Raw genomic sequence first — 22,230 nt, forward strand, 5'->3', positions numbered from 1 at the left:
AAATCTTTTTTGATGCAGGTTCTGTCAACGCATTTCCCTGTCGCCCACCCAGCGTAGCCCTTTAAACAAGGGCTGCTGCGAATTAGGGCGACTTTTCTAACTATTGATTCTATGAATGGCTTCACATGCAGACGCGTGTTGCGGGTCTTCGTCTTACAGAAATGACCGCAAAGTCGCATTTCAACCCGTATTTTGGGCGATTGACAATTGTCGGAAATTCCGTGAAGGTGACGTACCCAAATCAAACGGGCGTATGAATTGAGCGTTTGTCTTACAGACTGCTCCTACAGAATCCCGACTATCGCGTTGGCGGGTGTGCCGGGTGGATTGGCGTTAGCATCGACGAAAAAGCGTCCTGCCGAGCCATTCGCCTGCGTCCGACGTGTACTGTTCAGCTTCCATATCGTGGAGATCAGTTGATGATTTACGAAGGTAAAGCCATCACGGTTAAAGCTCTTGAAAGTGGCATCGTCGAATTGAAATTCGACCTCAAGGGTGAGTCCGTCAACAAGTTCAACCGTCTAACCCTGAACGAACTGCGTCAGGCCGTAGACACCATCAAGGCAGATGCTTCGATCAAGGGCGTGATCGTCAGCAGTGGCAAGGACGTGTTCATCGTCGGCGCCGACATCACCGAATTTGTCGACAACTTCAAGCTGCCGGATGCCGAGCTGGTTGCTGGCAATCTCGAAGCCAACAAGATCTTCAGCGATTTCGAAGACCTCAACGTCCCAACCGTAGTGGCCATCAATGGCATCGCCCTGGGCGGTGGTCTGGAAATGTGCCTGGCGGCTGACTATCGCGTCATGTCGACCAAAGCCAAGATCGGCCTGCCGGAAGTCAAGCTGGGTATCTACCCAGGCTTCGGTGGCACCGTGCGTCTGCCGCGCTTGATCGGTGTCGATAACGCCATCGAGTGGATTGCCTCCGGTAAGGAAAACCGCCCTGAAGACGCCCTGAAAGTCAGCGCCGTCGACGCCGTGGTTGCTCCTGAAAAACTGCAGGAAGCTGCCCTTGAACTGATCAAGCGCGCCATCTCCGGCGAGTTCGATTTCAAGGCCAAGCGTCAGCCGAAACTTGAAAAACTCAAGCTGAACGCTATTGAACAGATGATGGCTTTCGAAACCGCCAAAGGTTTCGTCGCCGGCCAGGCTGGCCCGAACTACCCGGCGCCGGTTGAAGCGATCAAGACTATCCAGAAAGCCGCGAACTTCGGTCGTGACAAGGCGCTGGAAGTCGAAGCTGCCGGTTTCGTCAAACTGGCCAAGACCTCTGCCGCGCAGAGCTTGATCGGTCTGTTCCTGAACGATCAGGAGCTGAAGAAAAAGGCCAAGGCCTACGACGAAATCGCCAAAGACGTGAAGCAGGCCGCTGTACTCGGCGCCGGCATCATGGGTGGCGGTATCGCTTATCAGTCGGCCTCCAAAGGTACGCCGATCCTGATGAAGGACATCAACGAGCACGGCATCGAGCAGGGTCTGGCTGAAGCCGCCAAACTGCTGGTTGGCCGCGTTGATAAGGGTCGCATGACCGCTGCGAAAATGGCTGAAGTGCTCAACGCCATTCGTCCGACCCTGTCCTACGGCGACTTCGGTCACGTCGATCTGGTTGTCGAAGCTGTGGTCGAGAACCCGAAGGTCAAGCAAGCTGTACTGGCTGAAGTCGAAGGTCAGGTCAAAGAGGACACCATCCTCGCGTCCAACACCTCGACCATTTCCATCAGCCTGCTGGCCAAGGCCCTCAAGCGTCCGGAAAACTTCGTCGGCATGCACTTCTTCAACCCGGTGCACATGATGCCGCTGGTGGAGGTAATCCGTGGCGAGAAGTCCAGCGAGCTGGCTGTTGCCACCACCGTTGCCTACGCCAAGAAAATGGGCAAGAACCCGATCGTCGTCAACGACTGCCCGGGCTTCCTCGTTAACCGCGTGCTGTTCCCGTACTTCGGCGGTTTCGCCAAGCTGGTCAGCGCCGGTGTCGACTTCGTCCGTATCGACAAAGTCATGGAAAAATTTGGCTGGCCGATGGGCCCGGCGTACCTGATGGACGTGGTCGGCATCGACACCGGTCACCATGGTCGTGACGTCATGGCTGAAGGTTTCCCGGATCGCATGAAGGATGACCGTCGTTCGGCCATCGACGTGCTGTACGAAGCCAAGCGCCTGGGCCAGAAGAACGGCAAGGGCTTCTACGCCTACGAGGCCGACAAGAAAGGCAAGCAGAAGAAAGTCGCCGACCCTTCGGTGCTGGAAGTGCTCAAGCCGATCGTTTACGAGCAGCGCGAAGTCACAGACGAAGACATCATCAACTGGATGATGATCCCGCTGTGCCTGGAAACCGTGCGTTGCCTGGAAGACGGCATCGTTGAAACTGCCGCCGAAGCCGACATGGGTCTGGTCTACGGTATCGGTTTCCCTCCATTCCGTGGCGGTGCGCTGCGCTACATCGATTCGATCGGTGTTGCCGAGTTCGTTGCCCTGGCTGACCAGTACGCTGATTTGGGCGCGCTGTACCACCCGACCGCGAAGCTGCGCGAAATGGCCAAAAACGGCCAGAGCTTCTTCGGTTAAGCGCCCCCAACTAGAGTGAGAGTGAACTTATGAGCTTGAATCCTAGAGACGTCGTGATTGTCGACTTCGGTCGTACTCCGATGGGCCGCTCCAAGGGCGGCATGCACCGCAACACCCGCGCCGAAGACATGTCGGCGCACCTGATCAGCAAGTTGCTGGAACGCAACGCCAAGGTCGATCCTGCAGAAGTCGAGGACGTGATCTGGGGCTGCGTCAACCAGACCCTGGAGCAGGGCTGGAACATCGCGCGCATGGCTTCGCTGATGACCCAGATCCCGCACACCTCGGCCGGTCAGACTGTCAGCCGTCTGTGCGGCTCGTCGATGAGTGCGCTGCACACCGCTGCGCAAGCAATCATGACCGGCAACGGTGACGTGTTCGTGGTTGGCGGCGTCGAGCATATGGGCCATGTGAGCATGATGCACGGTGTCGATCCGAACCCGCACATGTCGCTGTACGCGGCGAAAGCCTCGGGCATGATGGGCCTGACCGCTGAAATGCTCGGCAAAATGCACGGCATCACTCGCGAACAACAGGACGCTTTCGGCGTGCGTTCCCACCAGTTGGCCCACAAGGCTACCGTGGAAGGCAAGTTCAAAGACGAAATCATCCCGATGCAGGGCTACGACGAGAACGGTTTCCTGAAACTGTTCGACTACGACGAAACCATTCGTCCGGAAACCACCCTGGAAAGTCTGGCGGCCCTCAAGCCTGCCTTCAATCCAAAGGGCGGCACCGTGACTGCCGGTACTTCGTCGCAGATCACCGATGGTGCTTCGTGCATGATCGTGATGTCGGCGCAGCGTGCGCAGGACCTGGGTATCCAGCCAATGGCGGTGATCCGTTCGATGGCAGTGGCGGGTGTGGATCCGGCAATCATGGGCTATGGTCCAGTTCCGGCGACACAAAAAGCCCTGAAGCGTGCGGGCCTTGGCATCAACGATATCGACTTCTTCGAGCTCAACGAAGCTTTCGCCGCACAGGCCCTGCCAGTGCTGAAAGATCTGAAAGTACTCGACAAGATGAACGAGAAGGTTAACCTGCACGGCGGTGCGATCGCCCTGGGTCACCCGTTCGGTTGCTCCGGTGCCCGTATTTCCGGCACTTTGCTGAACGTGATGAAGCAGAATAGCGGTACCTTCGGGGTGGCCACTATGTGCATTGGTCTCGGCCAAGGCATCTCCACCGTCTTCGAACGCGTTTAAGCGTCTCGTCGATGGAAGCCGGGGCCAAGTGCCCCGGTTTTTGTTTTTGTGGATTTATTTTGTTTTTATTTTTGAAAAAATTTGAGTGAGGGCCGAAGCATGCCGATACAACCTGGGCTCTACCAACATTACAAAGGTCCGCAGTACCGCGTATTCAGTGTTGCGCGGCATTCCGAGACCGAAGAAGAAGTGGTCTTTTACCAAGCCCTGTATGGCGATTACGGCTTTTGGGTACGCCCTCTGAGCATGTTTCTCGAGTCAGTCGAGGTTGACGGCGAGCAGGTGCCACGCTTTGCTTTGGTGCAAGCCGAACCGAGCCTTTTTTCCAAGGCATAAGGCGAGTGCGCACAGAACCCTGTGCTTGACCTCACCTTGTATCAACTATATATAGCGGTGCCGCGTCAGGCGCCAACCGCCTTTCACTTCTAGAATTCAGGAATTTTCTGATCCATGGGCAAATCGCTGGTCATTGTGGAATCCCCGGCTAAGGCCAAGACCATCAACAAGTATCTGGGTAACCAATACGTGGTGAAGTCGAGTATCGGCCATATCCGAGACCTGCCCACCAGCGGTTCGGCTAGCGCCAGCAAAGAGCCAGCCGCCAAGCGCGGCAAGGCTGCTGCGGGCGAAGGTCCGGTGCTCTCGCCGAAAGAGAAAGCGCGCAAGCAGCTGGTCTCGCGTATGGGTGTCGATCCTGATCATGGCTGGAAAGCCCAGTACGAGATCCTTCCGGGTAAAGAGAAGGTCATCGAAGAGCTGCGCCGGCTCGCCAAAGATGCTGACACCATCTATCTCGCAACCGACTTGGATCGCGAGGGGGAAGCCATTGCCTGGCACCTGCGCGAAGCCATCGGTGGTGACGACAGCCGCTACAAGCGTGTGGTGTTCAACGAAATCACCAAGAAAGCGATTCAGGAAGCTTTCTCGGAACCGGGTGAGCTGGACATTGATCGTGTCAACGCTCAACAGGCGCGTCGCTTCCTCGACCGCGTTGTCGGTTACATGGTCTCGCCGCTGCTGTGGGCGAAGATCGCTCGTGGCTTGTCCGCCGGTCGCGTGCAATCGGTTGCCGTGAAGCTGGTGGTTGAGCGTGAACGTGAAATTCGCGCGTTCAACCCGGAAGAGTACTGGGAAGTGCATGCCGATCTCGGCACCACCAAAGGCTCCACCGTGCGTTTCGAAGTGGCTCGCGAAAAAGGCGAAGCGTTCAAGCCGCTCAACGAAGCTCAGGCCATGGCCGCGCTGGAGAAACTCAAATCTTCCAGCTACAGCATCGTCAAGCGCGAAGACAAACCGACCAGCAGCAAGCCGTCGGCGCCGTTCATCACATCGACCCTGCAACAGGCAGCGAGCAATCGCCTGGGCTTCGGCGTGAAGAAAACCATGATGATGGCCCAGCGTCTGTACGAAGCCGGCTACATCACCTACATGCGTACCGACTCGACCAACCTCTCGGCTGATGCCGTGACGATGGCGCGTACTTACATCGAAGACGAGTTCGGCAAGAAGTACCTGCCGGAAACGCCGAACGTCTACAGCAGCAAGGAAGGCGCACAAGAGGCTCACGAAGCGATTCGTCCTTCTGACGCCAACACCACGCCAAGCAAGCTGGCGGGTATGGAGCGTGACGCTGAGCGTCTCTACGAGCTGATCTGGCGCCAGTTCCTCGCTTGCCAGATGCTGCCGGCGCAATACCTGTCGACCACCGTCAGCGTAGGCGCTGGTGACTTCGAGCTGCGCGCCAAGGGCCGTATCCTCAAGTTTGACGGTTACACCCGTGTCATGCCGCAGATTGCCAAACCGGGTGATGACGACGTTCTGCCTGATATGGCGCAGGGCGACGTGATGAAGCTGATCAAGCTCGATCCATCGCAGCACTTCACCAAACCGCCGGCCCGCTACTCGGAAGCCAGTCTGGTGAAAGAAATGGAAAAGCGCGGTATCGGTCGTCCTTCGACTTACGCTGCGATCATTTCGACCATTCAGGATCGCGGTTACGTGACTCTGCACAACCGTCGTTTCTACTCGGAAAAGATGGGCGACATCGTCACCGAGCGTCTGTCGGAAAGCTTCTCGAACCTCATGGACTACGGCTTCACCGCAGGCATGGAAGAGAACCTCGATGACGTGGCGCAGGGCGAGCGCGACTGGAAAAACGTACTGGACGAGTTCTACGGCGACTTCAAAAAGAAACTCGAAGTAGCCGAAAACCCGGACAGCGGCATGCGTGCCAACCAGCCGGTCATGACCGATATTCCGTGCACGACTTGTGGTCGTCCGATGCAGATTCGTACCGCGTCGACAGGCGTTTTCCTCGGTTGTTCAGGCTACAGCCTGCCGCCGAAAGAGCGCTGCAAGGCCACCGTCAACCTGGTGCCGGGCGATGAAATCGCTGCGGACGACGAGGGTGAGTCGGAATCGCTGGTACTGCGTGGCAAGCACCGCTGCCCGATCTGCAGCACGGCGATGGACGCGTACCTGCTCGACGAAAAACGCAAGCTGCACATCTGTGGTAACAACCCGGATTGCGCAGGCTACGAAATCGAAGAGGGCAGCTATCGCATCAAGGGCTACGAAGGTCCGAGCCTGGAATGCGACAAGTGCGGCAGCGAGATGCAACTCAAGACCGGACGTTTCGGCAAGTTCTTCGGTTGCACCAACCCGACCTGCAAGAACACCCGCAAACTGCTCAAGAGCGGTGATGCGGCGCCGCCGAAGATGGACCCGGTGAAGATGCCTGAGCTGAAATGCGAAAAGGTCAACGACACCTACATCCTGCGTGACGGTGCGTCCGGTCTGTTCCTGGCTGCCAGTCAGTTCCCGAAAAACCGTGAGACCCGTGCTCCGCTGGTGATCGAGATTCTCCCGCACAAGGACGAGATCGATCCGAAGTACCACTTCCTCTGCGACGCTCCACAGAAAGATCCTGATGGTCTGCCGGCGGTGATTCGCTACAGCCGCAAGACCAAGGAGCAATACGTACAGACCGAAGTCGATGGCAAGCCTACCGGTTGGAAGGCGTACTTCGATGGCGGCAAGTGGACGGTTGAAGACAAACGTACGAAGGCCAAAGCTGAGTAAGCGTTAGCCTGATACTGAAAGGCCGCATGATGACCCCTCCGGGTTTTCATGCGGCCTTTTTGTTTTGTGCTTGCGGTGGGATCGGCTGATCCACGACACTGTCCGGCCTGTGTGAAGCAAATATTTCGTTGTGGAGAGCGCCGTCATGGCTCACGAACTCTATACCCGCACCAATCAGAAGATCTATTTCGCCGGACTGTCGCTCGAAGCTCTGGCTCGCGCCGAAGAGGGGCGAGCGATGAATTCGCTGGCGTTGATTCAGGCGGGGCGTGAATCGGCGTTGTTTCACCTTTACGGCGCTTTGCTCGGTCTTTGTCACGAGATCGCTGGTTTCTATCGTCTACCGCAGGCCAATGCACCACGCGCCGAGATGCTGCTGACACGTGAGGTGCTGGAGTCGATCGCGATTCCCGAGTTGGCCGAGATGGTCGAACTCGCGGGAAACTCTGAAACCTGGCTGGCAAAACTGCTGGCTGCGCATTCGGCGCTGTTCCAGCCGCCACGGGTGCCACACAAGCCCAAAGGGGACGTGACTCAGCCGCTGATTCAGGCGATTAATCTGGATGGAGAACAAGCGCCAGAAGAGTTGAGTCGAGAGGAGCTGGAGAGCTGGCGGCAAAATCTGAAAGGCTTGGCGATTCGCTTTCGCGAAGGCTTGAACGAGTGCTGAGGGTGATTGACACGGTGGCAATCTGAAACATGCTGCTGGTCAAGATCCCGAGCGAAGCCTGAATGATGTCTATATAATCCCTGCCTTTCGTGGAGAACAGACCTATATGCCAACGTCCTTTCTAGAAATTGTCGAGTTACCAGACGGCCGAATCGAACTGCGCAGGGCTGAGGACGAGGGTTCTCTGGTGACGCTGGATTTCTCCGACGATGCCAAGGCGTTCCTTCAAGGTCAGCATGTAGAAATCGCCAAGGCGATGCTAAGCGTCGGCGTGCAGATGGCCGGTCGTATGGTCGAAGGCGAGTTTGATAAGGAAGAGGGGCCGCGGGTTCTTCATTGATCCGCGCCTTTGCTTTTTAACGTTACCGCTTCAGATCGGCTTCTCTGTCCCTGGAGAAGCCCTGCGCTTCACACAGCGCGTAGTCGCAACCCTCAACCCAAACGAATATTCAAGCTCTGAGCTTCGCCCGTGCGTGCGGCGCTGATCAGTTGTTGCCGCGAGTGGGTGTTTAGCGAATTGAGCCAGGTGACCACAGTGTGGCTGCGCCCCAACCGCAGAGCTTCGCACGCCAGTTGCTGGGCGCTTTGAGCACCCCGTGGTTGCAGTAGCAGAATACGTTCGCGGTTCAGGCCGGCATCCCGCAGCCAGGTTTGAGTCAGGCTGGCAGGTGGTGCGATCAATGTCAGCCAGCGTGCGTCCTGATCTTCGCTGAGTTCGCGAAGAATCGGGGCGAGCAGGTTCAGGCAGTTCCCGGCCGCACCACGCAGTGACAGCTCACTGAATACTTCGGGTTCGGCATTCCAGGGGCGTTCGACCACGTCTTTCAGGATCGGCGCCATCGGTTGCGCCAGAAACGCTTCGAATAAAGGCAGTTGTGTTTGCTGAGGGGTGTGTGGGAACTGCATAAAGCCTCCTTTAGCGGCGGATTACGCCGACACTCAAGCCTTCGATCACCAGTTCCTGATCTTTCAGGTCGACTTCGATAGGGGCGAACTCGGGGTTTTCGGCAATCAGCCAGACCTTGCTACCTTCACGCTTGAAACGTTTGACCGTCACTTCGTCGCCGATACGGGCAACGACGACCTGGCCATTACGTGCTTCGCGGGTGGTGTGCACGGCAAGAAGGTCACCGTCGAAAATACCGATGTCCTTCATGCTCATGCCGTGTACGCGCAGCAGATAGTCGGCGCGCGGATGAAAGAAGGCCGGGTTGATGTTGCAGGATTCTTCGATGTGCTGCTGGGCGAGGATCGGCGCGCCGGCAGCGACCCGGCCTATGATTGGCAGGGTAGAGTCGTCGGCCTTGGCTTCAAAGCCGGGTATGCGAATACCGCGAGAAGCGCCCGGTGTCATCTCGATGGCGCCTTTTCGGGCCAGTGCCTTGAGATGTTCTTCAGCCGCGTTCGGCGACTTGAAGCCCAGTTCCTGAGCGATTTCCGCACGGGTCGGCGGATAGCCGTTGTCTTCGAGGCAGCGTTTGATAAAGGCCAGAATCTCGGCTTGGCGTGGCGTCAGCTTTAGCATATTGATCGCTCTGTCTTTTTATACAGTGACTGGGATTATATACAGTGAAGCGTCCTTGGCAATGCCCGTTTTTTTGCAGGCCGCCAGACGGTCGGCATTCGTGCTTATTAATGAGTTGGGCTTGTGTGGTTAAATAGCTGACTGATCATTCCCAAAACGAACCGGCAGGCTTGACAAGGCACAGGCTGAAACGTATGTTTCAAACAAGTGTTTGTCAGGCGGAGTAGCCATGGCCCAGTCGGAAACCGTTGAACGCATTCTTGATGCTGCCGAGCAGTTGTTCGCGGAGAAAGGTTTCGCCGAAACCTCATTGCGTTTGATCACCAGCAAGGCCGGCGTCAACCTGGCAGCGGTGAACTATCACTTCGGCTCGAAAAAAGCGCTGATTCAAGCGGTTTTCTCGCGCTTCCTCGGGCCGTTCTGCATCAGCCTCGATAAAGAGCTGGAGCGCCGTCAGGCCAAGCCTGAAAACAAGCCGACGCTTGAAGAGCTGCTCGAAATCCTCGTCGAGCAGGCCCTTGTGGTACAACCACGCAGCGGCAATGACCTGTCGATCTTCATGCGCCTGCTCGGCCTCGCGTTCAGCCAGAGCCAGGGCCACTTGCGCCGTTATCTGGAAGACATGTACGGCAAGGTATTCCGTCGCTACATGTTGCTGGTCAACGAAGCCGCACCACGCATTCCGCCGATCGAGCTGTTCTGGCGCGTGCACTTCATGCTCGGCGCCGCGGCGTTCAGCATGTCTGGCATCAAGGCGTTGCGCGCAATTGCCGAGACCGATTTCGGCGTCAACACCTCCATTGAGCAAGTGATGCGCCTGATGGTGCCGTTCCTCGCTGCGGGCATGCGTGCCGAAACCGGCGTCACTGACGCCGCGATGGCCACCGCGCAACTGCGTCCGCGCAGTAAATCAACGCCGGTCGCCGCCAAGGTTTAACCGCGCACGGGTGGGCGCGGCAGCTTGTATCCGCTAAGCTAGCCGCCCATGCCGACTCTCGTTCTGAACCCGAAATCCATAGAAATTGCCGACCTGCCGAGCATTGCTCAGGGTAGCGATTTGCTGCGGATCGGGTTTTTCGTTTTCAAGGAATCTCTATGACTGCTGGCCTGCAAGGCTCGTTGATGGTGGACGTCGCCGGTACCTGGCTGACGGCCGAAGATCGCCAATTGTTGCGTCAGCCCGAAGTGGGCGGCCTGATCATTTTCGCGCGCAACATCGAGCATCCGCGTCAGGTGCGTGAGCTCAGCGCGGCGATTCGGGCGATTCGTCCGGATCTGCTGCTGGCGGTGGATCAAGAGGGCGGTCGCGTGCAGCGCCTGCGTCAGGGCTTCGTGCGCCTGCCGGCCATGCGTGCCATCGCCGACAATCCGAACGCCGAATACCTCGCCGAGCAATGCGGCTGGATCATGGCCACTGAAGTGCTGGCGGTCGGTCTCGACCTGAGTTTCGCCCCGGTGCTGGATCTGGATTACCAGCGCAGCGCTGTTGTCGGCACCCGTTCATTTGAGGGCGATCCGGAGCGCGCCGCAGTGCTTGCCGGAGCGTTCATTCGCGGCATGAACAGCGCGGGTATGGCTGCTACTGGCAAGCATTTCCCTGGCCACGGCTGGGCCGAAGCTGATTCCCACGTGGCGATCCCGAACGACGAGCGCAGCCTGGACGAGATCCGCGCCAACGATCTCGTGCCCTTCGCCAGGCTCAGCAAACAATTGGCCGCTGTGATGCCGGCCCACGTTATCTACCCGCAAGTCGACTCGCAGCCTGCCGGCTTCTCCCGGCGCTGGTTGCAGGACATCCTGCGCGGCGAATTGCAGTTCGACGGTGTGATCTTCAGCGACGACCTGTCGATGGCCGGCGCCCACGTGGTTGGCGATGCCGCCAGTCGTATTGAGGCCGCACTCACGGCCGGTTGCGACATGGGCCTGGTATGCAACGATCGCGCCGCTGCCGAACTGGCCCTGAGCGCCGCGCAGCGCATGAAGGTCAAGCCTTCAGACCGCATCGCGCGCATGCGCGGTCAGGCATTCGCCAGCACCGATTACCGTCAGGATCCGCGCTGGCTCACCGCCGTTGGCGCCCTCAAAGATGCTCAACTGATCGATTAAGGATTTTCGCTATGACGGTTTACGCAATCATCGGTGGCACCGGCCTGACCCAGCTCGAAGGCTTGACCATTCGCCAGTCACTGGCGGTGGACACTCCCTACGGCACGCCATCGGCCGACGTGCAGATCGGTGAATACGCCGGCAAGGAAGTGCTGTTCCTCGCCCGTCACGGCCATCCGCATCGTTTCCCGCCGCACAAGGTCAACTACCGCGCCAACCTGTGGGCGCTGAAGCAGGCCGGTGCCGAAGCAATCATTGCCGTTAACGCGGTGGGCGGTATTCATCCAGCGATGGGCACCGGTCATTTCTGCGTGCCGCACCAGATCGTCGACTACACCAGTGGGCGCGAGCACACTTTCTTCGCCGATGATCTGGAGCACGTCACCCATATCGACTTCAGCTTCCCCTACAGCGAGCCGCTGCGTCAGCAGTTGATTGCTGCGGTGGCTGCCGAAGGCTGCGAATACAGCGATCAAGGCGTGTATGCCTGCACTCAGGGCCCGCGTCTGGAAACCGTGGCGGAGATCGTGCGTCTGGAGCGCGATGGCTGTGACATCGTTGGCATGACCGGCATGCCGGAAGCGGCGCTGGCGCGTGAGCTGGATCTGGATTACGCCTGTCTGGCGCTGGTGGTGAACCCGGCGGCGGGCAAGACCACCGAAGTGATCACCATGGCCGAGATCGAGCAGGCGTTGCATGACGGCATGGGCAAGGTGAAATCGGCGTTGGCGCGGGTGTTGGCCGGCTAAGGACTGCCCATGAGCATTTTCATCGAAAGGCTAAAGTCGTTGGCCTGGACTCAGGCATTCAGTAGCAAGGCGCTGGCCAAGGCTCGGGCTTATGCCGCCGAAGATCGGGTAGAGATCATCGAGATCGATGACAGAAAGGTCGAGGCGTTCTGCGTCGGTTCGGAAGATCAGGCGTATGAACAAACCATTTACCTGTCCGAAGATCGGCTGGGTTCCGTCAACGTGCGTTGCCTGTGCAGCTGTCCTGTCACAATTGACTGCAAACACTGCGCTGCGGTGCTCTATCACCTGCAGGGCAGTGATCATAATGCGTCTGAAAGTGACGCACAGATCCCGTTGGGTCGGGCGCTGGAACATTGGCTTTCGACCATTCCCGTGCCGGCCAAGCCCACCGAAGAAGGCGCGCAAACCGCAGGCACGCGCCTGTTTTACAAGCTCAAGCCAACGTCAGTGAGCGGCAAGTGGCTGCTCGATATTTTCAAGGTCTCCCAGCTTAAGAGCGGCGAGTTGCGCGAAGTCAAACCGATGTATTCGCTGGCGGAAATGCTCATGCGTCAGCCCGGCTACCTGTCCGAGCTGGATCTGCGCGTCGCCAGGCTGCTGGTTGCCATGCACTCCCATCACGCCTATTACAGCGGCTATCCGCTGGAAGGCAGCAGCGGCGCCGAACTGCTGGAAATGCTCCTGCGCACCTCGCGGCTGTTCCTCGATTTCGAGGATCTGCAACCGTTGATGTCTGGCGCGAAACGCATCGGCCAGTTCGCCTGGGCCGAGCAGGCCGACGGCGGGTTCCGCGCGCAGTGGAGCAGTGCCGAGGCTGCGCAGGAAACCGTGCTGGCGCTGGAGCCGCTTTATTACCTGGATCGTGAACAGCGGCAGATTGGCCCTCTGTTCAATGAACTGGATGAAAAACTGGCCAGTCATTTGACTCTGGCGCCGGACATTCCGGCGCGTCAGGCCATGCAGTTCAGTCATCGCATGAGTGCGGCAACGAGAATCCCGCCGCCACACCAACTGACCGAACGAATCATTGACGACGTACTACCGCAGCCGCAACTCACCCTCGTCAGCGGTCGGGAGCGCTCGCGCTGGGAATACGTTCTTGAGCACCGCGCCGCCCTGGTGTTTACCTACAACGGCCAGCCGACGGTGGATCGCAACCCGGAAGTAATGATCCTCAACGGCACCGAAACCCAGCGCATTCAGCGCCAGCCTGCGATGGAAAAGAAACTGCGTCAGATCCTGCAAAAGTTCGGCTTCAAGAAAGCCACGCGCAAGAGCTCGCTGGATCGTCCCGGCGAGATGTTCACGTTGCCGGATGATTCCGCCTGGCTCGGGTTTATGCACGAAGGGCTTGCCACGTTGCGCGCCTCGAACTGGGAAGTCGAGATGAGTCCCGGCTTTCATTTCAATGTGCAGCCAGTCGAGCATTGGTACGCGGAGGTCGAGGAAGAGGCCGGGCATCAGTGGTTTGATTTGCAGTTGGGTATCGTCGTCAATGGTCAGCGCTATAGTTTGCTACCAATCCTTCTGCACTTGTTGCGCACCCAGCCGCGCTTGCTTGACCCGGTCAATCTGGCACAACGCAGCGATGACGAAAAACTCCTGATCGAACTCAAGCCCAGCGGTTTTGGCGACCCTTCGGGCGCCAAGGTCGCGCTGCCGCTGAGTCGGATCAAACCGCTGATGGCCACGCTGGGCGAGTTGTACCTGGGCGGTCATCAGGGCGATGCACTGCGCTTGAGTGTCCCGGATGCCGCGCGCTTGAGTATGCTCGATGGCGTGCCGCTGGATTGGCAGGGTGGCGAGCGGCTGCGCACCTTCGCCAAGCGCTTGCAGAATTCCAGTCACACCCAGGTCGCTGCGCCGGCCGGCCTTAACGCGCAACTGCGCCCCTATCAGCTCGAAGGCCTGAACTGGATGCAAACCCTGCGCGAGCTTGAAGTAGGCGGCATTCTGGGCGATGACATGGGGCTGGGCAAAACGCTGCAAACCTTGGCGCATCTGCTCACGGAAAAACACGCCGGACGCCTCGATTGCCCGGCTCTGGCGGTGATGCCGACCAGCCTGATTCCCAACTGGCTCGACGAGGCCGAGCGCTTCACCCCCCAGTTGAAAGTGTTGGCGCTGCACGGCTCGGGGCGGCAAAAGGATTTCGCTGATCTGGCTGAATACGATCTGGTACTGACCACTTACGCTTTGCTGCCGAGGGATCTCGAGGTTCTACAGCCGCAGTTGTGGAGCGTGCTGATTCTCGACGAAGCGCAGAACATCAAGAACCCGCTCAGCAAAGCCGCGCAGGCCGCACGCGATTTGCAGGCCCGCCAGCGCTTGTGCCTGAGCGGCACGCCATTGGAAAACCACTTGGGCGAGCTTTGGTCGCAGTTTCATTTCCTCATGCCCGGTTGGCTCGGCGACAGCAAGTCCTTCAATCGCGATTACCGCACGCCAATCGAGAAGCACGGCAATGTTCAGCGCATGCAGCACCTGACAGCGCGCATCAAGCCGTTTTTGCTGCGCCGCAAAAAGGATCAGGTGGCCACCGAACTGCCGCCGAAAACCGAGATTGTCCATTGGGTCGATCTCAGCGACGGCCAGCGGGATGTCTATGAAACGGTTCGCGTGGCGATGGACAAAAAAGTCCGCGACGAAATTGCCCGCAGTGGCGTGGCGCGCAGTCAGATCATCATTCTGGATGCCTTGCTCAAGCTGCGGCAGGTCTGTTGCGATCTGCGCCTGATCAACATGCCGCTGACAGCGAAGGCGCTGCGCTCCGGCAGTGGCAAGTTGGTCAGCTTGATGGAGATGCTCGAAGAGTTGCTCGGCGAAGGTCGAAGAATCCTGCTGTTTTCGCAGTTCACCTCGATGCTCGCCTTGATCGAGGAAGAATTGCAGCAACGTGACATTGCCTATTCGCTGCTGACCGGGGACACCACGGATCGACGCACACCGGTGAAGGATTTTCAGGGCGGCAAGGTGCCGCTGTTTCTCATCAGTCTCAAAGCGGGCGGTACCGGGTTGAACCTGACCGCTGCGGACACGGTGATTCACTTCGACCCTTGGTGGAACCCGGCGGTGGAGAACCAGGCGACGGATCGTGCGTATCGAATCGGGCAAAACAACCCGGTGTTCGTTTACAAGCTGATCGCTCGTGGCACGGTAGAGGAAAAAATACAGGCGTTGCAGCAGGAGAAAGCGGCGTTGGCCGGAGCGGTGCTTGAGGGCGGGACGACAGGTGGCTGGAAGCTGGAGCAGAGTGACATTGAGGCGCTGTTTGCACCGTTGCCGGTTTCCAAGGATTGAGCCTGGGTTTTAAACGTTATACCGAGGTGAGCCATTCGCGAGCAGGCTCGCTCCCACATTAGATTTGTGTGATTCACAAGATCCCTGTGAACACTGGATTGGTGAATGCCACCGATCCAGTGTGGGAGCGAGCCTGCTCGCGAAAGCTATCTAACAGGCGACGCAGATATCAACGCTTGTCGGACTTATCCGGCAACGGCGCAAACAACGCCTCGATATCATCACTCTGCAACTTCCAGTCCCCGGCCTTGCGCCCATCCAGCACGCCCGCTGCCAAGTCGGATTTTTCCTTTTGCAGGTGCTGAATCTTCTCTTCCACGGTGCCCCGGGCAATCATCTTGTAGACGAACACCGGTTTCTCCTGGCCGATCCGATAGGCGCGATCCGTCGCCTGATTCTCGGTGGCCGGGTTCCACCACGGGTCGTAATGAATCACCGTGTCGGCCTCGGTCAGGTTCAAACCGACGCCGCCGGCCTTCAGGCTGATCAGAAAGATCTGACGCTTGCCGCTCTGGAATTCCTTCACCGGCGTGCGCCGATCCCGGGTCTGGCCGGTCAGTAGCGCGTAGGACACGTTACGTTTTTTCAACTCTTCCTCGATCAACGACAGCATCGAAGTGAACTGCGAAAACAGCAGAATCCGCCGGCCTTCCTCGAACAACTCCTCGAGCATTTCCATCAAACTGTCGAGCTTGCCTGACGTGCTGCCGCGAGCGGGCAGGGTGGCGTCATTGACCAGGCGCAGATCGCAGCAGACCTGACGCAGTTTGAGCAGCGCCTCAAGAATGATGATCTGGCTGCGCGCCACGCCTTTGCGGGTGATCTCGTCGCGGACCTTCTTGTCCATCGCCAGGCGCATGGTTTCATACACATCGCGCTGCGCTTCGTTGAGATCGACCCAATGGATGATCTCGGTTTTCGGCGGCAACTCGGTCGCCACTTGTTCCTTGGTGCGGCGCAGCAAGAACGGTTTTATCCGACCGTTGAGGTGCTGAAGCCTGACTTCACTGCCGCGCTTTTCAATCGGCACGCGGTAATCGGCGTTGAAGCTTTTTACGTCGCCGAGCCAGCCGGGCAGCAGGAAGTGAAACAGCGACCACAGCTCGCCCAAGTGATTTTCCAGCGGCGTACCGCTGAGGCACAGGCGCTGACGCGCATTCAGCTCGCGCGCGGCTTGAGCGGCTTTGCTGTTCGGATTCTTGATGTACTGCGCTTCATCCAGCACCAGCACATGCAGCGGCTGTTTGGCCAGACGTTCGACGTCTTTCGGCAGCAGGGCGTAGGTGGTGAGGATCAGGTCGAAGTCGGCCAGGTTATCGAAATGCTTTTTGCGAGTGGCGCCATACAGGGCAACCACTTTCAGTTGCGGCGTAAAGTGCGCCGCCTCATCGAGCCAGTTCGGAATCAGGCTGGTCGGCATCACCACCATGCACGGCCGATCGAGACGTCCGGCGTTTTTCTCGCTGAGAATATGCGCCAGGGTCTGTAGGGTTTTACCCAGCCCCATGTCATCCGCAAGAATCCCGCCGACTTCCAGTTGCCGCAGCGACTGCATCCAGCTCAAGCCTTCGAGCTGATAAGGGCGCAACGTCGCATTCAAGCCTTCAGGCGCCTCTGCGCTGAAATCACGAATATCGCGCAGGCGTTGGGCAAACGTGCGGATCTGCTCGCCGCCCTCCCACAGCAGCGGAAGGCCTTCCAGCGAATTCAGGCGGGTGGCGTCGGCCTTGCTCAGGCGCAGGGTGGTTTCGCCCGGCTCTTGCAAATAGAACTCGCCGAGCGTCATCAATACCGGCTTCAACCGGCCCAACGGCAAAGCCACTTGCAGCGGCCCATGCTCGCTGGTGCGTTGCGGGATGTTGACCAGAATCAGCTCGTCATCGCGACGGCGCGCCAGGCGTTCCGGATTGAGGATTTCCGCGTGCGAGCGCATCAGATTGAGCAAGATAGGCAACAGACTCAGGCGCTCACCATTGACGATGATCCCCAGTTCCAGATCAAACCAATCGCGTTCCGGCACCTGCTCGACGGTGGCGTACCAGTCATCCACAGCGGTCAGATCGAAGCCGAATTCCTCATCGATCTGCAATTCCCAGCCTTGGCTGCGCAGTTTCGGCAGGTCGTTGAGGGTGAACGTCAGCCAAGCGCTGTCATTGACCATCTCGTACAGTTCACCGGCGCTTTCCGGCAGGGCTTTGCTCTGGCGGGTGGCGATGCGAAAGCCGAGGATGCGCAACTGTTCGCGGTACGACTGCTCGACATCCGGATGGCGTTTGACGCGCAGCGTCTGGCTTTCCTGGCGAATCAGGATATCGCTGTTCTTCTGCCCGCTGACGTACTCGTCAAGGTAGCTGAACGAAAGCGCCGCGCGATGCTGAATGTAGCGCTGCATCTTGCCGTTGCGCGGTTCGAAGGCACTGAACTCGACACTGGCCAGCCATAGGCGTGGCAGTGGCTGCACATTGTCGACCAGCACTTGCGGTGGCGCCTTCGGGCTGCGATTTTCCAGCACGGCTTGCAGCTTTTCCAAGAGTTCGGCGTCTTTGGCGGCGGCCGGGTAATCGAGGGTTTCCTGCACTTTCAGCAGCACCGCTGCGCAGTGTTTGCAGTTGCTGCGAACCGGGCACGTGCAGCTGGCATCGACCAGCAGCAAGGTGTTTTTGGCGGATTCGCGCAGCTGGATGGTCTGGCGGTAAACGTTACCGCCAGAGCCTTCGCAACTGGCGGTGATGGTCGCATCGCCGACCTGGGCGATGCGTACCCGGTTTTCCAGGGCATAGCGGCGGCCACGCTCCAGGCTCTGTTCCTTGAATCGGCTGACCCAGGAGGGTGCCAACGGTTTACTCAGGGGCGGGGACATAAGGACTTCGATCAGTCCGGAATCGCTTCAGGCGCTTCCCGTGGCGCTGGCGCGGTCAGGGAAGTGATCTTGATCAGCAAGGCCAGATGGCCGTTGTCCAGGTAGTTGAGTTGGCCATTTTTGGTGTGGCTGTCCTGCTTCAGGCGCTCGCTGGCGGTGACCAGGCCATTGGCGTCGATCTGATTGACCCAGAAATCGGCGTTCACATCGGTGAAGCGTCCCAGTTTCATTTCCAGCGTGCCCTCGATCGGGAATTGACCGAACTGCTCCTGACCGTCGCTGACCGCCACTTTTGCCGGTGCTTCGCCAAGGGTTTGCTGCCAGGCCTTGTGCATCAGCACGCTGTAGTCGCCGCTGGCGGTGAGTTTGCTGACAACGTCGTTCAACGCCGGTGTGCGTTTGCTGTCGTCGCTCAAACGCTGGGCCCCAGCGGCCCAGTCTTCCGGCGCGGCGCGGCTGACGATTGCCGGTACGGCGTTCTGGCGCACCAGAATCATTTCGACCTGATACAGGTCATCGGCGAAAGCCGAAGGGGCTACCAAAGCAAGTAGCAAAGTCACTGAGCGGAACAGGCGCATTGGGCGTCCTTCAAACAGATTTCGGGAGGAGGCGCTCAAACAGCGCCTCTACAGTATTAAAGCGCTCTTCCGGACGTTCCATCGGTACCTGGAATTTGAACATCGTCGCGCCTTCGAATTTGTAGCGTTTTGGCTGGCTCTGGATCAGCTTGATCAGCGTCATCGGGTCGACCGGCGTCTGCGCTTCGAACTCGATGCGCCCACCTTGCGGCCCGCCATCGACCTTCTTGATACCCAGTTGCTCAGCCTGCAATTTCAACGCCGTGATGCGCACCAGATTCTTCGTCGGTTCCGGCAACAAGCCGAAACGGTCGATCATCTCGACTTGCAGATCCTTGAGGCCTTCCTCGTCGGTGGCCGAAGCGATGCGTTTGTACAGAATCAGACGCGCGTGAACATCCGGCAGGTAGTCTTCCGGAATCAGCGCCGGCACTCGCAAGTTGACTTCCGGGCCACCGCCCAGCGGCTGATCGAGGTTCGGTTGTTCGCCCTTACGGATCGATTTCACCGCGCGTTCGAGCATCTCCATATACAGCGTGAAGCCCACGGCCTGAATCTGCCCGCTCTGGCCATCGCCGAGCAGTTCGCCGGCGCCACGGATTTCCAGGTCATTGGTCGCCAGGACGAAACCGGCACCGAGATCCTGAGTGTTGGCGATCGCTTCCAGACGCTTTTCCGCATCCGAGGTAATTTGCTGGCGCGGCGGCGTCAGCAGGTAGGCGTAAGCCTGGTGGTGACTACGGCCGACACGACCACGCAACTGGTGCAGTTGTGCCAGGCCGAACTTGTCGGCGCGCTCGATGATGATGGTGTTGGCGCTCGGCACGTCGATGCCGGTCTCGATGATGGTCGAGGCGATCAGCACGTTGAAGCGCTTGTGATAGAAGTCGCTCATCACCTGTTCGAGTTCGCGCTCGCGCATCTGTCCGTGACCGATGCCGATGCGGGCTTCCGGCACCAGTTCGGCGAGATCGGCGGCGCACTTCTCGATGGTTTTCACATCGTTGTGCAGGTAGTACACCTGACCGCCGCGCAGCAGTTCGCGGAGCAGGGCCTCTTTGACCGTGCTCTTGTTCTGCTCCATGACGAAAGTGCGCACCGACAGGCGTCGCGCTGGCGGCGTAGCGATGATCGACAGGTCGCGCATGCCCGACACCGCCATGTTCAGCGTGCGCGGAATCGGCGTGGCGGTCAGGGTAAGAATGTCGACTTCGCTGCGCAGGGCCTTGAGCTGTTCTTTCTGACGGACACCGAAACGGTGTTCTTCGTCGATGATCACCAGCCCGAGGTTTTTGATTTTCACATCGTCGGACAGCAGTTTGTGCGTGCCAATGACGATGTCGATTTTGCCTTCAGCCAGATCGGCGATCGCCGCGTTCACTTCCTTGGCCGATTTGAAGCGGCTCATTACTTCTACTGTCACGGGCCAGTCGGCGAAGCGGTCGCGGAAGCTGTTGTAGTGCTGCTGGGCGAGCAGGGTGGTCGGCACCAGAATCGCCACCTGACGACCGCCGTGCACGGCGATGAATGCCGCACGCATGGCCACTTCGGTCTTGCCGAAACCGACGTCGCCGCAGACCAGGCGATCCATTGGTTTCGGCGCGAGCATGTCTTCGCGCACGGCTTCGATGGTCGATTGCTGGTCAGGGGTTTCTTCGAACGGGAACCCGGCGCTGAACGTCGCATAATCGGCTTTCGGGTCGGCAAATGCGTAACCCTCGCGAGCGGCGCGACGGGCGTAAATATCGAGCAGTTCAGCGGCAACATCGCGCACCTGTTCGGCGGCTTTGCGCTTGGCCTTCTGCCAGGTTTCCGAGCCGAGGCGGTGCAGCGGGGCCAGCGCATCGTCGCTGCCGGTGTAACGCGCGATCAAGTGCAGGTTGGCTACGGGCACGTAAAGCTTGGCGTTCTCGGCGTATTCGAGGGTGAGGAATTCGGCGGCCTGATTGTCGATCTCCAGAATCGTCAGGCCCAGATAGCGGCCGACACCGTGATCGATGTGCACCACCGGCGCGCCTTCGCGCAGCTCGGTGAGGTTCTTGATCACCGCGTCATTGCTGACGTCACTGCGTTTCTCGCGACGACGACGTTGCATAACGCGTTGGCCGAACAGCGGACTTTCCGCGACGAGTGCCAGCGCCGGCTCATCCAGCATCAGGCCTTCGTCGAGCGGGGCAATGGTGATCGCCAGACGATCCTTGCTCGCGACGAAATCAGGCCAGCTGTCGACATTTTTCGGTCGCAGCTTCAGGCGCTCAAGCAACTCCAGCAGGACTTCACGACGGCCCGCTGATTCGGCGGTGAACAGCACGCGACCGGGGAACTCATCGAGGAACGCCGACAGCGCCGCCAGCGGTTGCGTGGCTTTGGCCTCGATTGCCAGATTCGGCAGTGCTTGCGCGGGGAAGCGCTCGCGGCCGACGCCGGTTTCCACGTCTTGTTGACTGGCGACCACACGTGGCCAGCTCTTCAAACGGGCGAAACAGTCTTCCACCGGCAGGAACAATTCTGCCGGCGGCAATAAAGGACGCGATGGATCAACGCGGCGCTCTTCGTAACGATTGCGCACGTCGTTCCAGAAATTCTCCGCAGCTTGTTCGATGCCGGGCAGCGAGAACACTTGCGTGTCTTGCGGCAGGTAATCGAACAGTGTCGAGGTTTCGTCAAAAAACAGCGGCAGGTAATACTCGATCCCGGCCGGGGTGATGCCGCTGCTCAGATCCTGAAAGATCGGGCAGCGACGGAAGTCGACGTCGAAACGCTCGCGGAAACGCGCCTTGAAGCGGGTGACTGCGTCTTTCTGCAGCGGAAACTCACGGGCCGGCAGCAGCTTGACCGAATCGACCTTGTCGATGGAGCGCTGGTTTTCCGGGTCGAAGGTACGCAGGGTTTCGATTTCGTCGTCGAACAGGTCGATGCGATAGGGCAGTTTGCTGCCCATCGGGAATAGATCGATCAGTGCGCCGCGAACGGTGAACTCGCCGTGCTCATAAACCGTGTCGACGTAGCGATAGCCACTGGCTTCGAGTCGCGCACGCATCTGTTCAACATCGAGCTTCTGGCCGACGTCCAGCACCAGGCTGCTGCCGAGCAGGAATTTGGTCGGCGCCAACCGGTGCAACGCTGTGGTGATCGGCACCACCAGCACGCCATGCGCCAGCTCTGGCAGCCTATATAAGCTGGCAATGCGCTGGGAAATGATGTCCTGGTGCGGCGAGAACAGGTCGTACGGCAGAGTTTCCCAGTCAGGGAAATGCAGCACGGGCAAATCCGGGGCGAAGAAACTCAGCTCCTGTTCCAGTCGTTCAGCACTCTGGCTGTCGGCGGTCAGTAGCAGGGTGAAGCGCTTGGCAGCGCTGGCAGCCTCGGCAATCGCGAGACTGAGGGCAGCACCGGGCAGATTGCCCCAATGCTGTTTACCTGCCTCGGCAGGGAGTAGCGGTAGACGCAGAACGGGCACGGAAGGTTGAGCTCCAGGCTTTGCGACAAAGTCGGTAATTGTAGCGGCGTCCGGTGCCGCCTGTCAGTTGCAGACTACGTCTATCTTCGATGTTTGCGCGAAATGTAGTGGTAACCATAAAAACCA

The 22,230-nt window shown here is 58.9% G+C and carries 15 protein-coding genes; 10 read left to right on the forward strand and 5 right to left on the reverse strand.

The genetic code is table 11. The features are described from left to right. Positions 1 to 419: 419 nt before the first annotated feature. From fadB to BMY54_RS14165, 6 genes are all read left to right on the forward strand, one after another. Complete coding sequence (fadB, locus tag BMY54_RS14140) at positions 420 to 2,567, forward strand: fatty acid oxidation complex subunit alpha FadB (protein WP_093433666.1); 2,148 nt, start codon at positions 420 to 422, stop codon at positions 2,565 to 2,567. A 29-nt stretch (positions 2,568 to 2,596) separates the two neighbouring features. Continuing rightward, positions 2,597 to 3,772: an acetyl-CoA C-acyltransferase FadA gene (gene fadA, locus BMY54_RS14145; protein ID WP_007910465.1), complete on the forward strand. Its 1,176-nt coding sequence runs from the start codon at positions 2,597 to 2,599 to the stop codon at positions 3,770 to 3,772. A 99-nt stretch (positions 3,773 to 3,871) separates the two neighbouring features. Next, positions 3,872 to 4,108 carry a DUF1653 domain-containing protein gene (locus tag BMY54_RS14150; RefSeq protein WP_007910467.1) on the forward strand — a complete coding sequence of 79 codons (237 nt, stop codon included), beginning with the start codon at positions 3,872 to 3,874 and terminating at the stop codon, positions 4,106 to 4,108. Positions 4,109 to 4,222: 114 nt separating this feature from the next. Then, positions 4,223 to 6,853 carry a type I DNA topoisomerase gene (gene topA, locus BMY54_RS14155; RefSeq protein WP_093433668.1) on the forward strand — a complete coding sequence of 877 codons (2,631 nt, stop codon included), beginning with the start codon at positions 4,223 to 4,225 and terminating at the stop codon, positions 6,851 to 6,853. 145 nt (positions 6,854 to 6,998) lie between these two features. Continuing rightward, positions 6,999 to 7,523: a DUF6586 family protein gene (locus BMY54_RS14160; RefSeq protein WP_093433670.1), complete on the forward strand. Its 525-nt coding sequence runs from the start codon at positions 6,999 to 7,001 to the stop codon at positions 7,521 to 7,523. Between the two features lie 106 nt (positions 7,524 to 7,629). Next, positions 7,630 to 7,863, forward strand: a complete 234-nt coding sequence (locus BMY54_RS14165; protein ID WP_007910471.1) for a hypothetical protein — start codon at positions 7,630 to 7,632, stop codon at positions 7,861 to 7,863. 92 nt (positions 7,864 to 7,955) lie between these two features. On the opposite strand, the gene sulA is transcribed toward BMY54_RS14165, so the two are convergent. Both sulA and lexA read right to left on the reverse strand, forming a co-directional pair. Further along, positions 7,956 to 8,429 (reverse strand): SOS-induced cell division inhibitor SulA, encoded by a 474-nt coding sequence (gene sulA / locus BMY54_RS14170; RefSeq protein ID WP_093433672.1) that lies wholly within the window; start codon positions 8,427 to 8,429, stop codon positions 7,956 to 7,958. Between the two features lie 10 nt (positions 8,430 to 8,439). Continuing rightward, complete coding sequence (lexA, locus tag BMY54_RS14175) at positions 8,440 to 9,048, reverse strand: transcriptional repressor LexA (protein WP_003226590.1); 609 nt, start codon at positions 9,046 to 9,048, stop codon at positions 8,440 to 8,442. A gap of 229 nt (positions 9,049 to 9,277) precedes the next feature. Between lexA and BMY54_RS14180 the strand changes: the two genes are divergently transcribed. The 4 genes from BMY54_RS14180 to BMY54_RS14195 all read left to right on the forward strand — a co-directional run bounded on the left by BMY54_RS14180 (position 9,278) and on the right by BMY54_RS14195 (position 15,206). Continuing rightward, positions 9,278 to 9,985, forward strand: a complete 708-nt coding sequence (locus BMY54_RS14180; RefSeq protein WP_007910473.1) for a TetR/AcrR family transcriptional regulator — start codon at positions 9,278 to 9,280, stop codon at positions 9,983 to 9,985. A gap of 158 nt (positions 9,986 to 10,143) precedes the next feature. Next, positions 10,144 to 11,154 carry a beta-N-acetylhexosaminidase gene (gene nagZ, locus BMY54_RS14185; protein WP_093433674.1) on the forward strand — a complete coding sequence of 337 codons (1,011 nt, stop codon included), beginning with the start codon at positions 10,144 to 10,146 and terminating at the stop codon, positions 11,152 to 11,154. 11 nt (positions 11,155 to 11,165) lie between these two features. Continuing rightward, a complete protein-coding gene (locus BMY54_RS14190; RefSeq protein WP_093433676.1) occupies positions 11,166 to 11,903 on the forward strand; it encodes an S-methyl-5'-thioinosine phosphorylase in 738 nt (245 codons plus the stop codon). 9 nt (positions 11,904 to 11,912) lie between these two features. Beyond that, positions 11,913 to 15,206: a DEAD/DEAH box helicase gene (locus BMY54_RS14195; protein ID WP_093433681.1), complete on the forward strand. Its 3,294-nt coding sequence runs from the start codon at positions 11,913 to 11,915 to the stop codon at positions 15,204 to 15,206. 169 nt (positions 15,207 to 15,375) lie between these two features. Here BMY54_RS14195 and BMY54_RS14200 read toward each other — a convergent pair whose 3' ends face one another. The 3 genes from BMY54_RS14200 to mfd are packed head-to-tail and all read right to left on the reverse strand — an operon-like array spanning position 15,376 to position 22,104. Further along, positions 15,376 to 18,066, reverse strand: a complete 2,691-nt coding sequence (locus BMY54_RS14200) for a DEAD/DEAH box helicase (RefSeq protein WP_093433684.1) — start codon at positions 18,064 to 18,066, stop codon at positions 15,376 to 15,378. Between the two features lie 11 nt (positions 18,067 to 18,077). Then, positions 18,078 to 18,644: a CsiV family protein gene (locus BMY54_RS14205; protein WP_093433687.1), complete on the reverse strand. Its 567-nt coding sequence runs from the start codon at positions 18,642 to 18,644 to the stop codon at positions 18,078 to 18,080. A gap of 10 nt (positions 18,645 to 18,654) precedes the next feature. Next, on the reverse strand, positions 18,655 to 22,104 hold the full coding sequence (gene mfd, locus BMY54_RS14210; RefSeq protein WP_093433689.1) for a transcription-repair coupling factor: 3,450 nt from the start codon (positions 22,102 to 22,104) through the stop codon (positions 18,655 to 18,657). Positions 22,105 to 22,230: the final 126 nt, after the last annotated feature.

This window comes from Pseudomonas sp. ok266, assembly GCF_900110195.1.
Lineage (GTDB): Bacteria > Pseudomonadota > Gammaproteobacteria > Pseudomonadales > Pseudomonadaceae > Aquipseudomonas > Aquipseudomonas neuropathica.